At 69.4% G+C, this 16,729-nt stretch carries 12 protein-coding genes; 5 read left to right on the forward strand and 7 right to left on the reverse strand.

The window, feature by feature from the left end:
• Nucleotides 1-6: 6 nt before the first annotated feature.
• From mutL to AC07WC_RS03450, 4 genes are all read right to left on the reverse strand, one after another.
• Nucleotides 7-1,890: a DNA mismatch repair endonuclease MutL gene (gene mutL, locus AC07WC_RS03435; RefSeq protein WP_495208781.1), complete on the reverse strand. Its 1,884-nt coding sequence runs from the start codon at nt 1,888-1,890 to the stop codon at nt 7-9.
• Between the two features lie 104 nt (nt 1,891-1,994).
• Nucleotides 1,995-3,581 carry an N-acetylmuramoyl-L-alanine amidase gene (locus tag AC07WC_RS03440; protein WP_495209099.1) on the reverse strand — a complete coding sequence of 529 codons (1,587 nt, stop codon included), beginning with the start codon at nt 3,579-3,581 and terminating at the stop codon, nt 1,995-1,997.
• 88 nt (nt 3,582-3,669) lie between these two features.
• Complete coding sequence (gene tsaE, locus AC07WC_RS03445; RefSeq protein ID WP_495208782.1) at nt 3,670-4,152, reverse strand: tRNA (adenosine(37)-N6)-threonylcarbamoyltransferase complex ATPase subunit type 1 TsaE; 483 nt, start codon at nt 4,150-4,152, stop codon at nt 3,670-3,672.
• Between the two features lie 2 nt (nt 4,153-4,154).
• Nucleotides 4,155-5,633 carry an NAD(P)H-hydrate dehydratase gene (locus AC07WC_RS03450; RefSeq protein ID WP_495208783.1) on the reverse strand — a complete coding sequence of 493 codons (1,479 nt, stop codon included), beginning with the start codon at nt 5,631-5,633 and terminating at the stop codon, nt 4,155-4,157.
• Nucleotides 5,634-5,705: 72 nt separating this feature from the next.
• On the opposite strand from AC07WC_RS03450, the gene queG reads away from it, so the two are divergent.
• Both queG and xseA read left to right on the forward strand, forming a co-directional pair.
• Entirely contained in the window at nt 5,706-6,794 is a 1,089-nt protein-coding gene (gene queG / locus AC07WC_RS03455) for a tRNA epoxyqueuosine(34) reductase QueG (protein ID WP_495208784.1), read from the forward strand.
• 61 nt (nt 6,795-6,855) lie between these two features.
• Entirely contained in the window at nt 6,856-8,196 is a 1,341-nt protein-coding gene (gene xseA / locus AC07WC_RS03460) for an exodeoxyribonuclease VII large subunit (RefSeq protein ID WP_495209100.1), read from the forward strand.
• Nucleotides 8,197-8,229: 33 nt separating this feature from the next.
• Here the strand turns inward: xseA and AC07WC_RS03465 are convergent, their stop codons facing one another.
• Complete coding sequence (locus AC07WC_RS03465; protein WP_495208785.1) at nt 8,230-9,132, reverse strand: M48 family metallopeptidase; 903 nt, start codon at nt 9,130-9,132, stop codon at nt 8,230-8,232.
• A 103-nt stretch (nt 9,133-9,235) separates the two neighbouring features.
• Nucleotides 9,236-11,134, reverse strand: a complete 1,899-nt coding sequence (locus AC07WC_RS03470; protein WP_495208786.1) for a formylglycine-generating enzyme family protein — start codon at nt 11,132-11,134, stop codon at nt 9,236-9,238.
• 228 nt (nt 11,135-11,362) lie between these two features.
• Between AC07WC_RS03470 and rnd the strand changes: the two genes are divergently transcribed.
• From rnd to AC07WC_RS03485, 3 genes are all read left to right on the forward strand, one after another.
• Nucleotides 11,363-12,445, forward strand: coding sequence for a ribonuclease D (gene rnd / locus AC07WC_RS03475; RefSeq protein WP_495208787.1), 1,083 nt, complete (start codon nt 11,363-11,365; stop codon nt 12,443-12,445).
• Between the two features lie 370 nt (nt 12,446-12,815).
• Nucleotides 12,816-13,940, forward strand: coding sequence for a serine hydrolase domain-containing protein (locus tag AC07WC_RS03480; protein WP_495208788.1), 1,125 nt, complete (start codon nt 12,816-12,818; stop codon nt 13,938-13,940).
• 119 nt (nt 13,941-14,059) lie between these two features.
• Nucleotides 14,060-16,126, forward strand: coding sequence for a DUF4034 domain-containing protein (locus AC07WC_RS03485; RefSeq protein WP_495208789.1), 2,067 nt, complete (start codon nt 14,060-14,062; stop codon nt 16,124-16,126).
• Between the two features lie 47 nt (nt 16,127-16,173).
• Here the strand turns inward: AC07WC_RS03485 and AC07WC_RS03490 are convergent, their stop codons facing one another.
• The gene (locus AC07WC_RS03490) at nt 16,174-16,596 is read right to left on the reverse strand and encodes a hypothetical protein (protein ID WP_495208790.1); all 423 of its coding nucleotides are present in this window, start codon (nt 16,594-16,596) and stop codon (nt 16,174-16,176) included.
• Nucleotides 16,597-16,729: the final 133 nt, after the last annotated feature.

Raw genomic sequence — 16,729 nt, forward strand, 5'->3', positions numbered from 1 at the left:
TTCCTCTCAACGTCCGCGCAGGAACCAGCGGTCGATTTCCGCCAGCGAAAAACGCGCCCAGGTCGGTCGGCCGTGATTGCACTGACCCGAGCGTTCGGTGATTTCCATGTCGCGCAGCAGGCCGTTCATTTCCGGCACGGTCAGCCGCCGGTTGGCGCGCACCGCGCCGTGGCAGGCCATGGTCGACAGCAGTTCGTCGCGGGCGCTGGCGATGCGGCGGCTCTGGCCATGCTCGCGCAGGTCGGTCAACACGTCGCGCAGCAGCGCCTCGGGTTCGGCATTGGCCAACAGTGCCGGAATGCTGCGTACATGCAGCGAACCGGGACCGGCGCGGGTGATTTCAAAGCCCAGCGAGGTCAAGGTCCCGGCCTCGCGTTCGGCGGTATCGGCATCGCGTTCGCCGACCGCCAGGGTGATCGGCACCAGCAGCGGCTGCGCATGCAGGCCCATGCCATCGTGCGCGGTTTTCAGACGCTCGTAGCCGATGCGCTCGTGCGCGGCATGCATGTCCACCACGATCAGGCCTTCGGCATTCTCGGCCAGGATGTAGATGCCATGCAGCTGCGCGATCGCATAGCCCAGCGGCGGCACGCCACTGTCGGCCGCCGTCATCGGCAGGCCATTCTCGGTCGGCATCGGCGGCAGGCTGCCGCTGGCGGGGGTGCCGCCCGGCGCGCCATACAGCGCTGCATAGGCGGACGGCGCATCGGCCACGCGCAGGCCCAGCGGCGATTGCTGCGGACGCCAGTCGCCGCCCATGCCGCCACCACCGCCACCACCCGCCGCACTGCCGGCCAGTGCATAGCCACTATGGCCTGACGGCGGCAGGCCGTAGGCCGGCGCCGCCGTCGCGGCACTCTCCGTGGCGTGCACCTGGGTACCGGCGGCGGTCATGCCGGCGCGCGTTTCGGCCAGCGCTTCCTTGAGCGTGCGGTACACGAAATCGTGGATCAGGCGCGAATCGCGGAAACGCACTTCATGCTTGGCCGGATGCACGTTGACGTCGACACGCGTCGGGTCCAGCTCCAGGAACAGCACATACGCCGGCTGGCGACCATGGAACAGCACGTCGCCGTACGCCATCTTCACTGCGTGGGCGACGCTGCGGTCACGCACCGAGCGCCCGTTGACGTACAGGTACTGCTGATCGGTGCTGGCCCGCGAGTAGTGCGGCTGCGCGATCCAGCCGTGCAGGCGCAGGCCGGCACCGCTGTGGTCCACGCGCAGCGCCTGGTTGGCGAAGTCTTCACCCAGCGTCTCGCCCAGCCGTGCGTCCGAGTACAGATCGCCGGGCTTGTAGCGGCGCGAAGGCTTGCCGTTATGCGAGACCCGCAGTTCGACATCCGGGCGCGCCAGCGCGAGCGAGCGCAGCCACTCTTCGATATGGCCCAGCTCGGTGCGCTCGGCGCGCAGGAACTTGCGCCGCGCCGGCACGTTGTAGAACAGCTCGCGCACTTCTACGGTGGTGCCCGGCGCATGCGCGCGCGGGGTCACCTCGCCGAGCCGGCCACCTTCGATCTGCAGGGCCGAGCCGTGCTCGTCGATGGCGCGGCGCGAGCTCAGGGTGAAGCGGCTGACCGAAGCGATCGAGGGCAGCGCTTCGCCGCGGAAGCCGAGGGTAGCCACCGACTCCAGATCGTCCAGGCTGGCGATCTTGCTGGTCGCATGCCGCGACACCGCCAGCGGCAGTTCTTCCGGGGCAATGCCGCCGCCGTCGTCGCGGATGCGGATCAGCCGCACGCCGCCCTCTTCCAGATCGATATCGACCCGGGTGGCGCCAGCATCCAGTGCGTTTTCAACCAGTTCCTTGACCACGGATGCAGGACGTTCGACCACTTCGCCAGCGGCGATCTGGTTGATCAGGATCTCGGGAAGCTGGCGGATGCTCATTCGCACCTCCGGCTGACGGAGGTGACGGGCGCAGCGGCGAGGGGGATTCGGGAAACAGACGTCATCCCGTGATGATAGCGTGCGCCGGGCGCTGGCTGGCGGGCTTACTTGCTGCCGCCCGCCACGGTACCGGCGGCGTCGATCTCGGCCTGGGCGCGTGCAGCGTACAGGGTGCCCGGCGGCGGCTGGCGGCTGAAGAAGGTATGCACCCCATCGAGCACGGCCCCGGCGATCTGGCGCTGGTAGGCCGGATCGATCAGGCGGCGTTCTTCATCCGGGTTGGAGATGAACGCGGTTTCGACCAGCATCGCCGGCATGTCCGAGGTGCGCAGCACCGCGAAGTTGGCTCGTTCGATGTTGGGCTTGTGGTTCTTGCCGATCCGCTTCAGGCCGCCCAGCACGTGACCGGCCGCGTCTTCGGAGGCCTTCATGTAACCGCTCTGGGCCAGATCCAGCAACACGTTGGCCAACGTGCCTTCGGTCTGCTGCAGGCGCACGCCACCGACCAGATCGGCGGCGTTTTCCTTGTCGGCCAGCCAGCGCGCACGCTGCGAGGACGCGCCCTTGGTGGAGAGCACGTACACCGACGAGCCGGTCGCCGCGCGGTTCTCGGCGGCATCGGCGTGGATCGAGATGAACATGTCGGCCTTGGCCGCCCGTGCCTTCTGTGCGCGCATCGGCAGCGGAATGAAGACGTCGCTGTCGCGGGTCAGGTAGGCCTTGAGGCCGGGCGTTGCATTGACCTGGCGGGCCAGTTCACGCGCCACGGCCAGGGTGATGTCTTTCTCACGCTTGCCGGTGGGGCCGATCGCGCCGGGATCCTGGCCGCCATGGCCCGGATCGATCGCGATCACCAGCGGCCGCATGCCGGCACGCATCTTGACCCGCGAGGCGTCGCTGGGCATGGCCGGACGCGGGTTGTCCTGCACCGCCGGGGTCGGCGCGGGCGCGGGAACCGGCGCGCTGGCCACGACAGCGGTGGTGGACTGGCCCGCCAGGATCGCGGCCGGCGAAGCACTGCTGTTGGCCGCGTTTGCGGTCCCTGCAGCAGCGACGTTGACGGTGGCAGCGGTGGTCGACGTCGGGCCCGGCGTCGGGGCCGAGGTAGCGACCGTGGCGCTGGCCTGCTGGCGCACCGAGGCGGTCAGCAGCGCGGTCGCTCGCGCGGCATCGCTGCGCGCCTGGGCGGACTGGGCTGCCGTCTGCGCCGGCGTCGCTGCCGGTGTGGGAGCGGTGGGCGTGGGCGAAGGTGCAGTGGCAGGCGCCGGGGCCGGTGCACTGGCCACCCCGCTCGAGGCCGGCGCATCGCCCGGCCACTCGATCACCAGCCGCGACTCATCGCCCTGTTTGATCATCTGCGGGCGGAACGGCGCGACCGACTCGGCCAGGTCGAACACCACGCGGAACGTGCCCGGAACCGGCTGCCCGGTACGGACCGCCGTGACCACGCCTTTGGGCGCAGGCAACTTCAGGTTGCGGATCGCGCTGGAGTCCGGGAAATCGACCACCAGGCGGTTCGGGCCAGCCAGGGACAGGGTCTTGTAGCCCCCGCTGCCGGCCAGCGAAATCTCCGCACGGGTACCGGTCGCGCCGGTCTCCACAGCCACCTGGCGGACTTCGCCCGCCCACGACAGCGCGCTCGCCAGACAGAGTCCGACGGCAGTGCAGATGGCGGTGAGCGATTTCCCCATTGGCATGGGTCTGGATTCAATCACCGCGCTGAATGAAATGCAACTCCTTTTCCCTTAATAATCCGTAACCTGCCGGTGTTTCCTAGTGTCAGCCGACAGAAAGGGCCTGCAAGTCGCCCCCTTGGGGCAGCCGTTCGAGCCATTCGCGACCGGCAGCACTGCTCGCCGTGAGCCGGGCGCGACGCCCTTGGCCCTGTATGTCCAGCGCCACTTCCAGGTCGGTCGGCGGCAGTGCACCGGCGCCGCGCTCGGGCCATTCGACCAGCCACAGCGAGGCACTGCCTTCGTCCAACCCGAGGAAATCCAGCTCTTCGGCCTGGCCGATCCGGTACAGGTCCAGGTGCCAGGCCTCATGCCCATCGGCCAGCGGATAGCGCTCCACCAATGTGTAGGTGGGGCTGCGGATCGCGCCCTGCACGCCCAGCGCGCGCAGCAGTGCGCGGGCCAACGTGGATTTGCCGGCGCCCAGGTCGCCCTGCAGCTGCATCACCGCCTGCGACGGCCGGGTCGCGGCCAACCATTGCCCGAGCAGGTCGGTGTCCTGGGTCTGCGCGAGGAAAAACTCGATCATGTTCAAACGTCCGGATTGACCAGCCGGCGCAGCGGCGCCAGCAGATCGGTGGGAAGCAGGCCCCGCTGGCCGTCACTGGCGGCGGCATCGCCGGCCAGGCTGTGCAGCAATGCGCCGGTACTGGCCGCATCGAACGCGTCCAGGCCCTGTGCACGCAACGCCGCGATGATGCCGGTGAGCAGGTCGCCCATGCCACCCACGGCCATGCCGGGATTGCCGGCGGCGATCACCCGCGGCACCGTGTCGGGCGCGGCGACCACGGTGCCGGCGCCCTTGAGCACCACCACCGCGTGGAAACGATCGGCCAACGCTTTCGCTGCGGTGAAGCGGTCCGCCTGCACCTGCACGGTGCTGAGCCCGAGCAGGCGCGCCGCCTCACCCGGGTGCGGGGTCAGGATCGCGCCGTGCAGCGACTGCGGCGCCTTGGCCAGCAGGTTCAGGGCGTCGGCATCGATCACCAGCGGTTTGCCGCTGGCCAGCACCTGCCGCCACAGCTCGTGCGCCCAGTCGTCCTGGCCCAGGCCCGGCCCGATCGCGATCACGCCCGCGCGTGGCAGCAGGGCCTGCAGCTCCTGCGCGTCCTGCACGGCATGCACCATCGCTTCGGGCAGGCGGGCCAGCAGCGGTGCGACATGCGCTGACTGGGTCGCCACACTGACCAGCCCGGCGCCCGCGCGCAACGCCGATTCACTGGCCAGCATCACCGCGCCGCCGCTGCCGAGGTTGCCGCCCACGCACAGGACGTGGCCGGATTCGCCCTTGTGGGTGTTGGCGCGGCGCGCCGGCAATCGTGCGCGAAGGCGCGGTTGCTGCCAGCACTCGGCGCTGTGCTGCACGCCTTGGGCAGCCGCCGCAGGCAGATCCAGCGCAGCCAGCCGGCGGCCGCCGACATGCTCCAACGCCGCGCCGGTATACAGCCCCTGGTGGCGCACGATGAACTGCAGGGTGAGCGTGGCGCGGATCGCGACGCCGGGCACGTTGCCGGTCTGCGCCTGCACGCCGCTGGGTACATCCAGCGATAGCACCGGCAGGCCCGACGCGTTGATCGCGTTGATCAGATCGACCGCGGCGCCGGCCGGCGCGCGGTTCAGGCCGATGCCGAACAGCGCGTCCACCAGCAGGTCCACCGGCGGCAGAACGCCATCGAAGTGCGCCACCGCCCCGCCGGCGGCGATGAACGAATGCTCGGCCTGCCGCGACAACGGCGTGGCCGGCGCATCGGCGTCCAGCCGCAGCACCGTCACCGGGCGCCCGGCCTCACGCGCCAGTCGGGCCAGCACGTAGCCATCCCCCCCGTTGTTGCCGGCGCCGACCACCACGCCGATCCGCTGCGCCTGCGGCCAGCGCTCCAGCAGGCAGTGCCAGGCGGCCTGGCCAGCCTGTTCCATCAAGGAGGCGCCGCCGTCGCCCAGCAGGCTGCTGGCCTGCGCATCCAGGCGGCGCGCAGCGGCGATATCGAACAGTTCAGCAAGCTCGGGCATGCCGGGATTCTATACTTGTCGCCCAGGTGTGGCCTTGCCGCGCCCTTCCCAGGCTCCGTTTCCGCCCAGGTCATGTCCGCCGTACCGCTTCCCGACCCCATCCATCTGGCCCGTGCCGCCGAACGCATCCGTGCGATCGCGCGCGTGCACGGCTTCCAGCGCTGCGGCGTGTCCGGGATCGATCTGCGCGAGGACGAAGCGCACCTGGCCGATTGGCTGGGCAAGGGCCTGTACGGCACGATGGAGTGGATGGCGCGCCACGGCACCCTGCGCGCGCGGCCGGATGAACTGCTGCCGGGCACGGTGCGGGTGATCTCGGTCGGCATGGATTACGGCCACAAGGATGACGCCGAAGCCTGGAACACCCTGCATGATGGCGACCGCGCCTACGTGGCGCGCTACGCCTTGGGCCGCGATTACCACAAGCTGATGCGCAACCGCCTGCAGAAGTTCGCCGACAGCATCGCCGCGGAAATCGGGCCGTTCGGTTACCGCGTGTTCGTCGATTCGGCGCCGGTGCTGGAGCGCGCCCTCGCGCGCAACGCCGGGCTGGGCTGGATCGGCAAGCACACCTGCCTGATCGACAAACAGGGCGGTTCGTGGTTCTTCATCGGCGAGATCTACGTCGACCTGCCGCTGCCGGTGGACACGCCGGCCAGCGCGCACTGCGGCACCTGCACGCGCTGCATCGATGTCTGCCCGACCCAGGCGATCATCGCTCCGCATCGCCTGGATGCCCGCCGCTGCATTTCCTATCTCACGATCGAACATGACGGTGCGATTCCCGAAGAGATGCGCACGGCGATGGGCAACCGCATCTACGGCTGCGACGACTGCCAGCTGGTCTGCCCGTGGAACAAGTTCGCCAAGCGCACCGACGAGCCGGATTTCCGCGCACGCAACGATCTGGACACCGCCTCGCTTGCCCAACTGTTCGCCTGGGAGGAAGACGAGTTCCTGCGTCGCACCGAAGGCAGCCCGATCCGCCGCAGCGGGCATGAGCGCTGGCTGCGCAACATCGCCGTGGCGCTGGGCAATGCCCCTGCCCACGCCGATACGCTGGCCGCGCTGCACGCGCGCCGCGAGCACCCTTCGGCGATCGTACGCGAGCACGTGGCCTGGGCCCTGCAGCAGCACGCCGACCGCACCACCGCGGGATGAAGCATCGTCGCCGACGTGCGACCATGGCCCCCCGTTCGTACCGTTTGGCCTGATGCCCACCATGGACCGCAGCGCGCAGATTCTCACGCCCAGCCAGCTCAACATCCTGGCCCGCGACCTGCTGGAAGGCGCGTTTCCGCTGATCTGGGTGGAGGCCGAACTGGGCAGCGTCACCCGCCCGGCCTCGGGCCACATGTATTTCACGCTGAAGGACGCGCGCTCGCAGATCCGCGCAGCCCTGTTCAAGCCCAAGAGCCAGTGGCTGAAGTTCGTGCCGCGCGAAGGCATGCGCGTGCTCGCGCGTGGCCGGTTGACCCTGTACGAAGCCCGCGGTGAGTACCAGATGGTGCTCGACCACATGGAAGAAGCCGGCGAAGGTGCCCTGCGCCGCGCTTTCGAGCAGCTCAAAGCACGTCTGGAAGCCGAGGGCCTGTTCGCACCCGAGCGCAAGCGGCCGATGCCGGCCCATGTGCGTCGCCTGGCGGTGATCACTTCGCCCACCGGCGCGGCGGTGCGTGACGTACTGAGCGTGCTGGAACGGCGCTTTCCGATGCTGGAAGTGGATCTGCTGCCCAGCCTGGTGCAGGGCGACAGCGCCGCCGCGCAGTTGACCTCGCTGCTGCGTTCGGCCGATGCCAGCGGCCGTTACGACGTCATCCTGCTGACCCGTGGTGGCGGCTCGATGGAGGATCTGTGGGCATTCAACGACGAGCAGCTGACCCGTGCGATCGCGGCCAGCCAGACGCCGGTGGTGTCCGCAGTGGGCCACGAAACCGACTTCAGCCTGGCCGACTTCGCCGCCGACCTGCGCGCACCGACGCCCTCGGTCGCAGCCGAACTGCTGGTGCCCGACCAGCGCGACCTGCTGCTGCGCGTGCGTCGCCTGGATGCGCGCCTGGCGCAGCTGCAGCGGCACACCCTGGGGCAGGCCATGCAGCGCGCGGACCGGGCCCTTCTCCGCCTCAACGCACAGAGCCCGCAGACACGCCTGCAGTTGTTGCAGCGGCGCCAGCAGGATGTCGTGCGCCGTCTGCATGCCGCCTGGACCAACCAGCATCAGCGCCGCCTGGCCCACCTGCGCCACGCCGCGGCCGTATTGCGCAGCGGCCATCCGCAGCGGCGTCTGGATGCCCTGCGTGAGCGGCTGCAACGCCTGCAGCCGCGCGCGGACAGCGCGATCGGCCGCCAGTTGCAGCGCGACAGCCTGCGCCTGCGCGCGCTCGCCCGCTCGATGGAAGCGGTCAGCCCGCTGGCCACGGTCGCACGTGGCTACGCCATCCTGACCCGCGAGGACGACGGCAGCCTGGTACGCTCGCCGCTGCAGGTGCGCCCCGGCGATACGCTCAAAGCGCGCGTGCAGGACGGCGTGATCGACGTAACGGTCAACGAACCGGCGCGCTGATCCCGCGCGTCCACGCCACCACGCCGTTCGCTTTCAGCGCGCCGCGCTTTCGCAGAACGTCCGCCGGTACTCCATCGCCTTGGGCATCAACGCCTGCAGGTTCTGGATGCGCGTGCCCGGGTTGGGATGCGTCGACGCGAATTCCGACGTCGACTGCCCCCCACTGGCCTGCCCCATCCGCTCCCACAGCGGAATCGCTTCCTGCGGATCGAAGCACGCTGCAGCGGCCAGCATCAGGCCCACTTCATCGGCCTGGGTTTCATGGCTGCGCGCGTACGGCAACAGGTAGCCGTAGCCCATCGCCGACATCATCATCTGCTGCTGTTGCGGGTCCATGCCGCTGGCGGCACCGGCCATCTGCCCGATCTGGGTCATCTTCTGCTGGGCCATGCGCTGCGCACCATGGCGCAACAACGCATGCGCGATCTCATGCCCCATCACCACCGCCATCGCATCCACCGTGCGCGCGACCGGAATCAGCCCGGTGTAGACCGCCATCTTGCCGCCCGGCAGGCAGAACGCATTGGCCTGGTCGGACGGGATCACGTTGACCTCCCATTCGAAGTCACGCGCGAAGTGCGCAGGCTTCAACCCGTGTTCTTCGGCGAGCGCGGTTTCCACCACGTCCACCTTGGCGATCAGGCGCTGCGCGATCGCCTGGATCTCGCGCGACTGCGGTGCATTGGGATCCAGTGGCCGCTCCTGGGCCAGGATCTCCTGATAGGCCTGCAGGCCCAGCGCCTTTTCCTGGGTGGCATCGAGCGAGCTGTCGATCAGCACGCTTTCGCCGGTATAGGGATCCACGGTGCGGTTGGAGAACCAATAGAACGCCGCATAGCCGGCGAAGGCCAGCAGTACCCACCAGCGGATGTTGCCGAACAGGCCCGGCCGCCGGGCGCGGCCCTGCTGCTGACCGCCGAATGGATCGTTGCGCATGCGCTTGGTTCCTGAGATGGCCGCGGCACCCTGCCCGACACTGCGCCAATCCTAGAACGCGCGGTGGGTGGCCGGGTGAAAATCCGGCCCGGCCAGCGCCTGGTCAGATGCCACGCACCAGACGGAAGCCGATCCGGGCGCTGGTGGTGTCCGAGTCCTGCGACTGCCGCCACGCCGCGCGGGTCTGCGCCGGCGCGTTGGCCCAGTTGCCGCCACGGATCACGCGCTGCCGGCAGCCCGGGTTGAACCAGGCCACGCCATCGGACGGCGCCCGCCGGTAACTGGCATGCCAGCAATCGGCCACCCACTCGCTGAGGTTGCCGGCGATGTCGTGCAGGCCCCAGGGGTTGGGCTCGAAGCTGGCTACTGGCGCTGGGCCCCAGTAGCCGTCGCCATAGCCGACGAAGGCGTTGTACCAGTGCCGCCCGGAGGGCGAGACATCCTCCGCGCCGGTGAAGTTGCCGGCACGGGCCGGCGGCGTACCCGCGTCGCCCCATGGGTAGCGGCCGCTGCTGCCCGCGCGCAGGGCGTACTCGAATTCGGCCTCGCTGGGCAGGCGGTACGAGCGCCCGGTCTGCTCGGACAGCCAGCTGGCGTAGTTCTCGGCATCGCGCACGCTGACGTGCATCACCGGCAGGTTGGCGATCGCCTCGGCGCCGTTGTAATCGGACTGCCAGTCCACCCCGCTGCGGCGCACGAAGTTGCCGCTGCGCTCGTCATACACGATCGAGTGGCCGCGTCGCGTCGCGCGCGGGCGGGCCTTGGTGGCCTGCACGTAGCGGCGGAAATCGGCGACCGTCACTTCGGTGATCGACATTGCAAAACCGCGCTCGAAGCGCACGTAGTGCGAGGGTTTCTCGGCGTCGGTCGCCCCCAGTTCGTTCTCGGCAGCGCCCATCTGGAAGCCGCCATGCGGCACCACGATCATCTGTGGGCCGCGGCCGCCATCGCGCAACGCATCACTGAACACCTGGCGCGGCCGGAAGCTGCCGTAATGGGTGACCAGTTCAATGCGCTCGCGCAGTTGACCCACGACGGGATCGCCGGGCAACGCGATGCGCAATGCATCTTCCAGCTTCTGGCGTGCCGGCTTGAGCCCCTGCGGTGTGGCCAGATCGCGCAGGCCCTCGTTGCGCAGCCGCGCCAGGGTGTCGGAGCGGATTGTTTCGATGCGTTCGAAGGCGTCGGCAATGGTGATGGAGGAGTCGCGGACCTTGGCCGCTTCGGCCAGCCAGGTACCCGCGGTGGCGAAGTCGGTGGCCCGCGCGGCCGTTTCCGCCCGCCGGATCAATGCGCTTTCCGCGGCGGCCAGCCCTTGCCGGGCACGTGGATTGTCTGCGTCCAGCGTCAGCGCCTCACGGAAACTGGGGATGGCGCCGTCACCGTCTTCGCCGATGCGGTCCGCACGCAGATCGTCTTCACCGGCGCGGTTGTAGGCCACCACGCGCTGGGCGATCTCCACCCGCGACTGCAGCTCGCGCACCTTGGCATCGTCGGGCGCGAGCGTCAGCAGCACCAAGGCCATCTCGCTGGCCTGGGCCAGCGCCTCACGCTGCTTGAGCGGACGGTCAAGCAGAGCGGACGCCTCCTCCAGCAGACGCTGGCGGGCGCGCTTCAGGCCGGCTTCGGCCACGCGGTCCTTGGGATCATGCTGCAGCAGGGCGAGCCAGATCGGAATCGCATCCTCGGCAGTGCGGTACAGGCGGTCTTCCTCGAAGGCGCGGGCGGCGTCACGGCGTGCCTGCGCGAACTCGCCATCGACGAGGGTGAACACGGGCGCCTGCCAGCGCTCCACGGTCTCGGCCGCATCCTCGCCGCCGATGGTGACCTGCGCCACCGGAGCGCCGCGCTTCGGCGCTGCCACCGCCGGCTTGGCCGCAGGCGCTGCCGGCGGGGCCGGGGCCGGCGCGGGCGAACACGCGGCCAGCATGGCCAACAGTGCGGTGAACAGCAGCGGCAATGTGCCTGGCGGTCGCAAATGGGGGTCCTTGGGGCGTGGCATCGTCTTGCAGTGCCCGTGCCTTGCTGCACGCCGTGTGCCCCGGGTGCCGTCGCGTTCCAGGTGGCATGCCGCAGGTGCGGACAGGGGATCATCATAATCGCCACCGTCGCGGGCGGCGACCGCCGGCGGCCCGGGTGTTCATCGCAGCACGCAGGCATGCCGGCCCTGGCACGGGGTTAGGCTATCCTCCCCGACCTGAGCACCCCTTTGCAGTACATGGAATCCCACGTGGCTTACTGGATCAAAACCCCGGCGGAACTGGACGAGCGCTTCCGCCAGCGCCCCACCCGCATCGGCCTGGACACCGAGTTCATCCGTGAACGCACCTACTGGCCGCAGCTGGCCCTGGTGCAGATGGCGGTCGGCGATGAAATCCTGCTGATCGACCCGCTGATCCCCGGCATGAACGAAGCACTGGCCCCGTGGCTGGCCGATACCTCGATCCTCAAGATCATGCACAGCGCCAGCGAAGACCTGGTCACCTTCAAGGTCGCCTGTGGCGTGCTGCCGCGCCCGCTGTTCGATACCCAGATCGGCGCCTCGCTGGCGGGCATCGGTGGCGGCATGGGTTACCAGAAACTGGTCACCGCGGTCACAGGGGTCACCTTGGCCAAGGGTGAAACCCGCTCGGACTGGATGCGTCGCCCGCTCTCGGAAGCGCAGCTGGAATACGCCGCCGACGACGTGGAGTATCTGTTCCAGATCCACGACACCATCGATGCGCGCCTGGAAGAACTGGGCCGCCGCCAGTGGCTGCAGGACGATGCCGAGCGCCTGCTCGCCAGCGTCGAACACGATGAAGAGCGCTGGCCGCACGTGGCGATGCGCTCGTCGCAGTTCATGGACGCCGCCGCACAGATGCGCCTGCTGCGCCTGCTGCGCTGGCGCGATGTGCAGGCCCGCAGCAGCGACAAGCCGCGCAGCTGGATCCTGGACAACGAACTTGCCGCCGTACTCGCACGCACCCCGCCGGCGGATGTGGCCGCCCTGGACAAGCTCATGGAGAGCTTCCCCAAGGCACCGCGGAAGCTGGTCAACCAGGTCTGGCAGGCATTGACCACGGCACTGGACGATGAGGCCGACGCCCCCCTGGCACTGCCGGCCACCGATGCCAACAAACAGGCCCTCAAGCGGCTGCAGGATGCGGTCAGCGCGCGCAGCGCCGAACTCGGCCTCCCTGATGGCGTGCTGGCCTCACGCAAGCATCTGGAGAGCTACCTGGAAAGCCGCCAGTGGCCGACCGCGCTCGCGGGCTGGCGCCAGGCGCAGCTGGAGCCGGTGCTGGCACCGCTGTTGCCGGCGAGCGGATAACCCACGCGCATCGGTGCAGCTCCACTGCATCGATGCGATGCGATGCGCCGGGTCGCGCACCGTACGAACGCGCTGACGACGCCGCACTGCCGTCAGTTCCTGAACGCATCGCACACCGCGCCTCACATGTCGGCATCGTCATGACCGCAGGCACATACGCGCGTTCAGAGCGCATGCAAGAGTGGAATCGCACGCACCGTTCCGCGCCTGCGTCAGGGTTCGGTCAGGACACGGCATTCCACAGGGCCACGCCATCGGCGCAGGTCCTGCCCCAGCAGCTGCGCAAAGGACTCCCATGCAACTGATCGCGACTCGAAGGAACGCCCTCTCCCCTCGCCGCAGCACGCGCCGCCTGCACTGGTGGCTTGGCATGTCCCTGCTGCTGGCGACGGCCAGCGCCAGCGCTGCCGATGATCTCGATGCACGGCTTGCACAGGCGCTGCAGGGCACCGCCACGCCTGCCATGGGCGTGCTGGTCATCCGTGATGGCAAGATCGCCGAACATGCCGTGCACGGCGTCCGCCGCAACGATGCGACGACACCGGTCACCCCGGACGATCAATGGATGATCGGTTCCACCGGCAAGCCGATCACAGTGGCGATGATCGCGCGGCTGGTCGAACAGGGCGTGCTGCGCTGGGATGCACCGCTGTCGACATTGCTGCCCGACCTGGCCGTGCAGATGCAGCCAGCGTACCGCAGCGTCACCCTCGTTCAATTGCTCTCGCACCGCGCCGGGCTGCCGGAGAACCTCACCGACGCCGCGGCACTGGATGCCTTCTTTGTTGATACGCGGGCGCTGCCTGTACAACGCGAGGCTTACGTCAGAGCTGCCCTGGCCGACGCGCCAGTGCATCCGCCGGGTACCGAATTTTCCTACAGCAACAGCGGTTTCCTGGTCGCGGCGGTGATCGCCGAGCGCGCCACCGGCACGGACGTAGAGACGCTGATCCAGCGCGAGGTCTTCCAGCCGCTGGGCATGACCGGGGCCGGGTTCGGCGCACCGCCGGCCGGGCAACTGCTGGGCCATCGTGCCGGCAAGCCCGTCACCGCGGCACCGCAGAAGGCCGATGACGGGGTACCGCCGATCTACACCGCGGCAGGCAACCTGCACATGCGACTGCAGGACCTGGCGCTGTTTGCCATCGATCAGCTGGCCGGTAGCCGCGGCCAGGGCACGCTGCTGACGCCGGCGTCGTATGCGCTGATGCAGACCGCACAGCCGGGCAGTCCGTCCGGACTGGATTGGGGCGTGCAGCCGTCCATCGCCGGCCGCCAGGGACCGGTACTGGTGCACGGCGGCTCGGACGGCAACTGGCTGGCCTGGGTGGTGCTGTTACCCGCGCAGAACAGCGGCATGATCGCCATCGCCAACGCCGCCGGGGACATGGGCGCCGACAAGGCCAGCATGGGCCTGCTCGGTGGCCTGCTCGGTGGCCTGCTCGGTGGCCTGTTCGCCGAACTGGCGCCGGCCGCCACCCCAGCCGCGAAGTAGCCACCGGACGATGCCCTGTACGCACAGGGCGTCGTTGCCGGTATCGACGCAGGCCGTCACGGCAGGTGCCGGATTGCCTAGAATGCGCGTCCGATTCTCTGCAAGGACGCTGTTCCCCGATGGCGCATTCCCCCCACGACGCGTTGGCCCTTCGCCGCAGCGCGCGCGACGCCCTGCACCAGCAGCGTTTCGATGACGTCGACCGGCTGCTCGGCGAAGCGGAACAGCACTGGCTCGACGGTGGCACCGCACGCTTTGGATACGGCTGGCTGCTGGCCACCCTGCTGGATCCGGCGCAGGACCTGCCCGCCCGCCTTGAGCAGGCGCGGCAGTGGGGTGCGCAACAGCCGCACAGCCCGCACCCGTGGGCCGTGCTGGGGGCGCTGTGGGATCGCGTCTCCGGGCGCATCCGTTCCAGCGAAACCATCGAAACCATCCGCCAGGTGCAATGGGACGCGGCCGGCCTGGCCCGCGACCACGCGATGGCCGCCTGGCTGCACACCATTGCCCGGCATCCGCGCCCGGCGTTCGTGCTGGGCCGCATGCTGCGCATGTCCTGCTACCTGGGCGAGCCGCGCTGGCTGCAACAGCTGCAGCGCGGCGGACGCGCCGATCTCTATACCGCGCAGCAGCAACAGGATGCGGACGGATTCGCGGCCGCCGTCGCCGTGCTGGCACCGTATGGCCGCCCATTGGAGGCGCTGCCTGCCCTGCCTCCCCTGCTGGCCGGGCGCAGCGAACACGCGTTCGAGTACGCCGCCGATTACTGGCTGCAGCAGGCACTGGCGCTCCGTGCCAACGACACCGACGCGCTGGAAACCTACCTGTACTACCTGTACCCGCGCTGGGGTGGCAGCCATGCGTTGATGCAGGACTTCATCGATGGCCCCGAGGCCTCCCGGTTGATGCTGCCGCAGCGCAACCGCCTGCGCGTGATCAAGGAACGCGACTGGCTCTATTTCCACCCCGACGCCGAGGATGCCGAGGATGTAGCCCAGCACGACCAGGCCTACGCTGCGCTGCTCGACCTGCACCTGGATGCATCGACGCGGGCCCAGGTGCTGTGCTGGTGGGCGATGCTGGACTACCACCTGGGCCGCGACGAACCGCAGGAAAACGAGGTGCATTGGGACCCGGTGCGGATGGCGCATGCGCATGACTGCCTGGCCGAAGCGTTCGCGCTGGACCCCGCCTGCGTGGTCGATGAAGGCTTGACCGTGCTGGAAGCCTGCGCCCTGTTTGCACATGTCGACGGCGCCGACAAGCTGTTTTCGCAGGTACTGGCCAGTGTCGAGGACTGGACCGACAGCGCGCATGCGCTGGCGTGGCTGGCCGCCGGCCGCCAATCCGGCCTGTTCGGCTTCCGCGTCGACGCCGCGCTGGCCACCCAGCACCTGCGCGGGGCGCTGGCCATGGCCCGGGAAGACGAGGTCGACCTGTCCACCGTGGCCGCCAACCTGTTCTGCGCAGTGTCCGCCCCGGCCGGTCTTCAGATGCTGCTGGAGCTCGGCGCGGCGGGTGACCCGCGCTCGATGGCGACGCTGGTGGACCTGTACCGCGGGCGTGTCGGCGGCCAGGACTTCCCCGCCTTCATCGATCCGGCGCAGGAAAGCGTGTGGACCGAACGGGCCATCGCCGCTGGCGACCTGGTGGTGATCTACAACCGCGCCTGGCAACTGGGCGTCGCCTTCGAGCAGACCCCCGACCCGGCCCTCCAGCAACAGTCGCGCGCGCTCTACCGCCGCTGCGTCGATGAGGCCGCGCCCCACGACCGGGTCTGGCGGCCAGCGCACAAGAATCTGGCGGTGCTGCTGTACCAGGGCGAGGAGGACGCCGACAAGCAGGAAGCGGTGTTCGACCTGCTCGGGCCACTGTGGTGGCGCGGCGACAGCGCGACCCGGGCCTGGGCGGCCGGCTTCCTGGCCGATGTCTTCCACTTCGGCAACGGCGTGCCTGCCAACGCGTTCCTTGCCAAGACGTGGCTGGAGCGCGCCGCCGACGCCGAGCCGGACAACGACGACGTGCTGCGCATGCGTCCGCTGATCGACGGCCAGGGCAAGCTCTTCGGCGCCAGCCGGGCCGCGCGCCAGCAGGCCCGCGACCGCGAGACGGTGGACCTGCGCAGTTGGCAGCTCACCTTCGGCCAGCATGCCGTGCCGGACCGGCACGACGTCCAGCCGGTCTGAGCCGGGGCAGCCGACCAACGGTCGGCGCTATATGGGCGCGCGCGGCGTCAGACGCAGCCGCGCGCTTTCAACAGGGTCCAGCGTTCCGGGCCGATCGCCTTGCGCAGGCCCGGCAACGGATCGATGCTGCCGGTGTTGTCGGCCACCGCCACCACGAAATCATCGGTGGTGTTCAGCAGGGCGCGGCGCTCGGGGGCATCCAGCCACGCGGTGGTGGTGCCGCGTTGTCCGCATTCGATCACCATCCGTCCCTGCGCATCGAAGCCATGCCGCACACGCCTGGCCGGGTCCGCTTTGTCATCGGCGACCCACCGCGCCTTGGGGCCGGCCTGCTTCTCCTGCAGGAACGGGGTGGCGAACGCCATCGACTCGGTGGCCCAGCGCCACTGCATCACCGCGGCCCTGCAGTCGGCCACCAGCGCCTTCGCAGCGGTAGGATCGGAGTAGGTCGCATACAGCTGGCGGAGCATCGTCAAGGTCCTTTCAACGTGTGGCATCGGGGCAACCGCGCGCCCGATGCGGGCCGGGGGCCATAGCACGCAACGCACAACGCCCTGCATGGGCAGGGCGTTGTGGGGATAGCCCAGCGTCAGCATCGGCAGC

Source organism: Stenotrophomonas sp. GW821-FHT01H02A (assembly GCF_059422145.1).

Coding starts and splice junctions, on each gene's coding strand:
- mutL (WP_495208781.1), bottom strand. CDS start 1,890: ATGAGCATCCGCCAGCTTCCCGAGATCCTGATCAACCAGATCGCCGCT.
- AC07WC_RS03440 (WP_495209099.1), bottom strand. CDS start 3,581: ATGGGGAAATCGCTCACCGCCATCTGCACTGCCGTCGGACTCTGTCTG.
- tsaE (WP_495208782.1), bottom strand. CDS start 4,152: ATGATCGAGTTTTTCCTCGCGCAGACCCAGGACACCGACCTGCTCGGG.
- AC07WC_RS03450 (WP_495208783.1), bottom strand. CDS start 5,633: ATGCCCGAGCTTGCTGAACTGTTCGATATCGCCGCTGCGCGCCGCCTG.
- queG (WP_495208784.1), top strand. CDS start 5,706: ATGTCCGCCGTACCGCTTCCCGACCCCATCCATCTGGCCCGTGCCGCC.
- xseA (WP_495209100.1), top strand. CDS start 6,856: ATGGACCGCAGCGCGCAGATTCTCACGCCCAGCCAGCTCAACATCCTG.
- AC07WC_RS03465 (WP_495208785.1), bottom strand. CDS start 9,132: ATGCGCAACGATCCATTCGGCGGTCAGCAGCAGGGCCGCGCCCGGCGG.
- AC07WC_RS03470 (WP_495208786.1), bottom strand. CDS start 11,134: ATGCCACGCCCCAAGGACCCCCATTTGCGACCGCCAGGCACATTGCCG.
- AC07WC_RS03480 (WP_495208788.1), top strand. CDS start 12,816: ATGTCCCTGCTGCTGGCGACGGCCAGCGCCAGCGCTGCCGATGATCTC.
- AC07WC_RS03485 (WP_495208789.1), top strand. CDS start 14,060: ATGGCGCATTCCCCCCACGACGCGTTGGCCCTTCGCCGCAGCGCGCGC.
- AC07WC_RS03490 (WP_495208790.1), bottom strand. CDS start 16,596: ATGCTCCGCCAGCTGTATGCGACCTACTCCGATCCTACCGCTGCGAAG.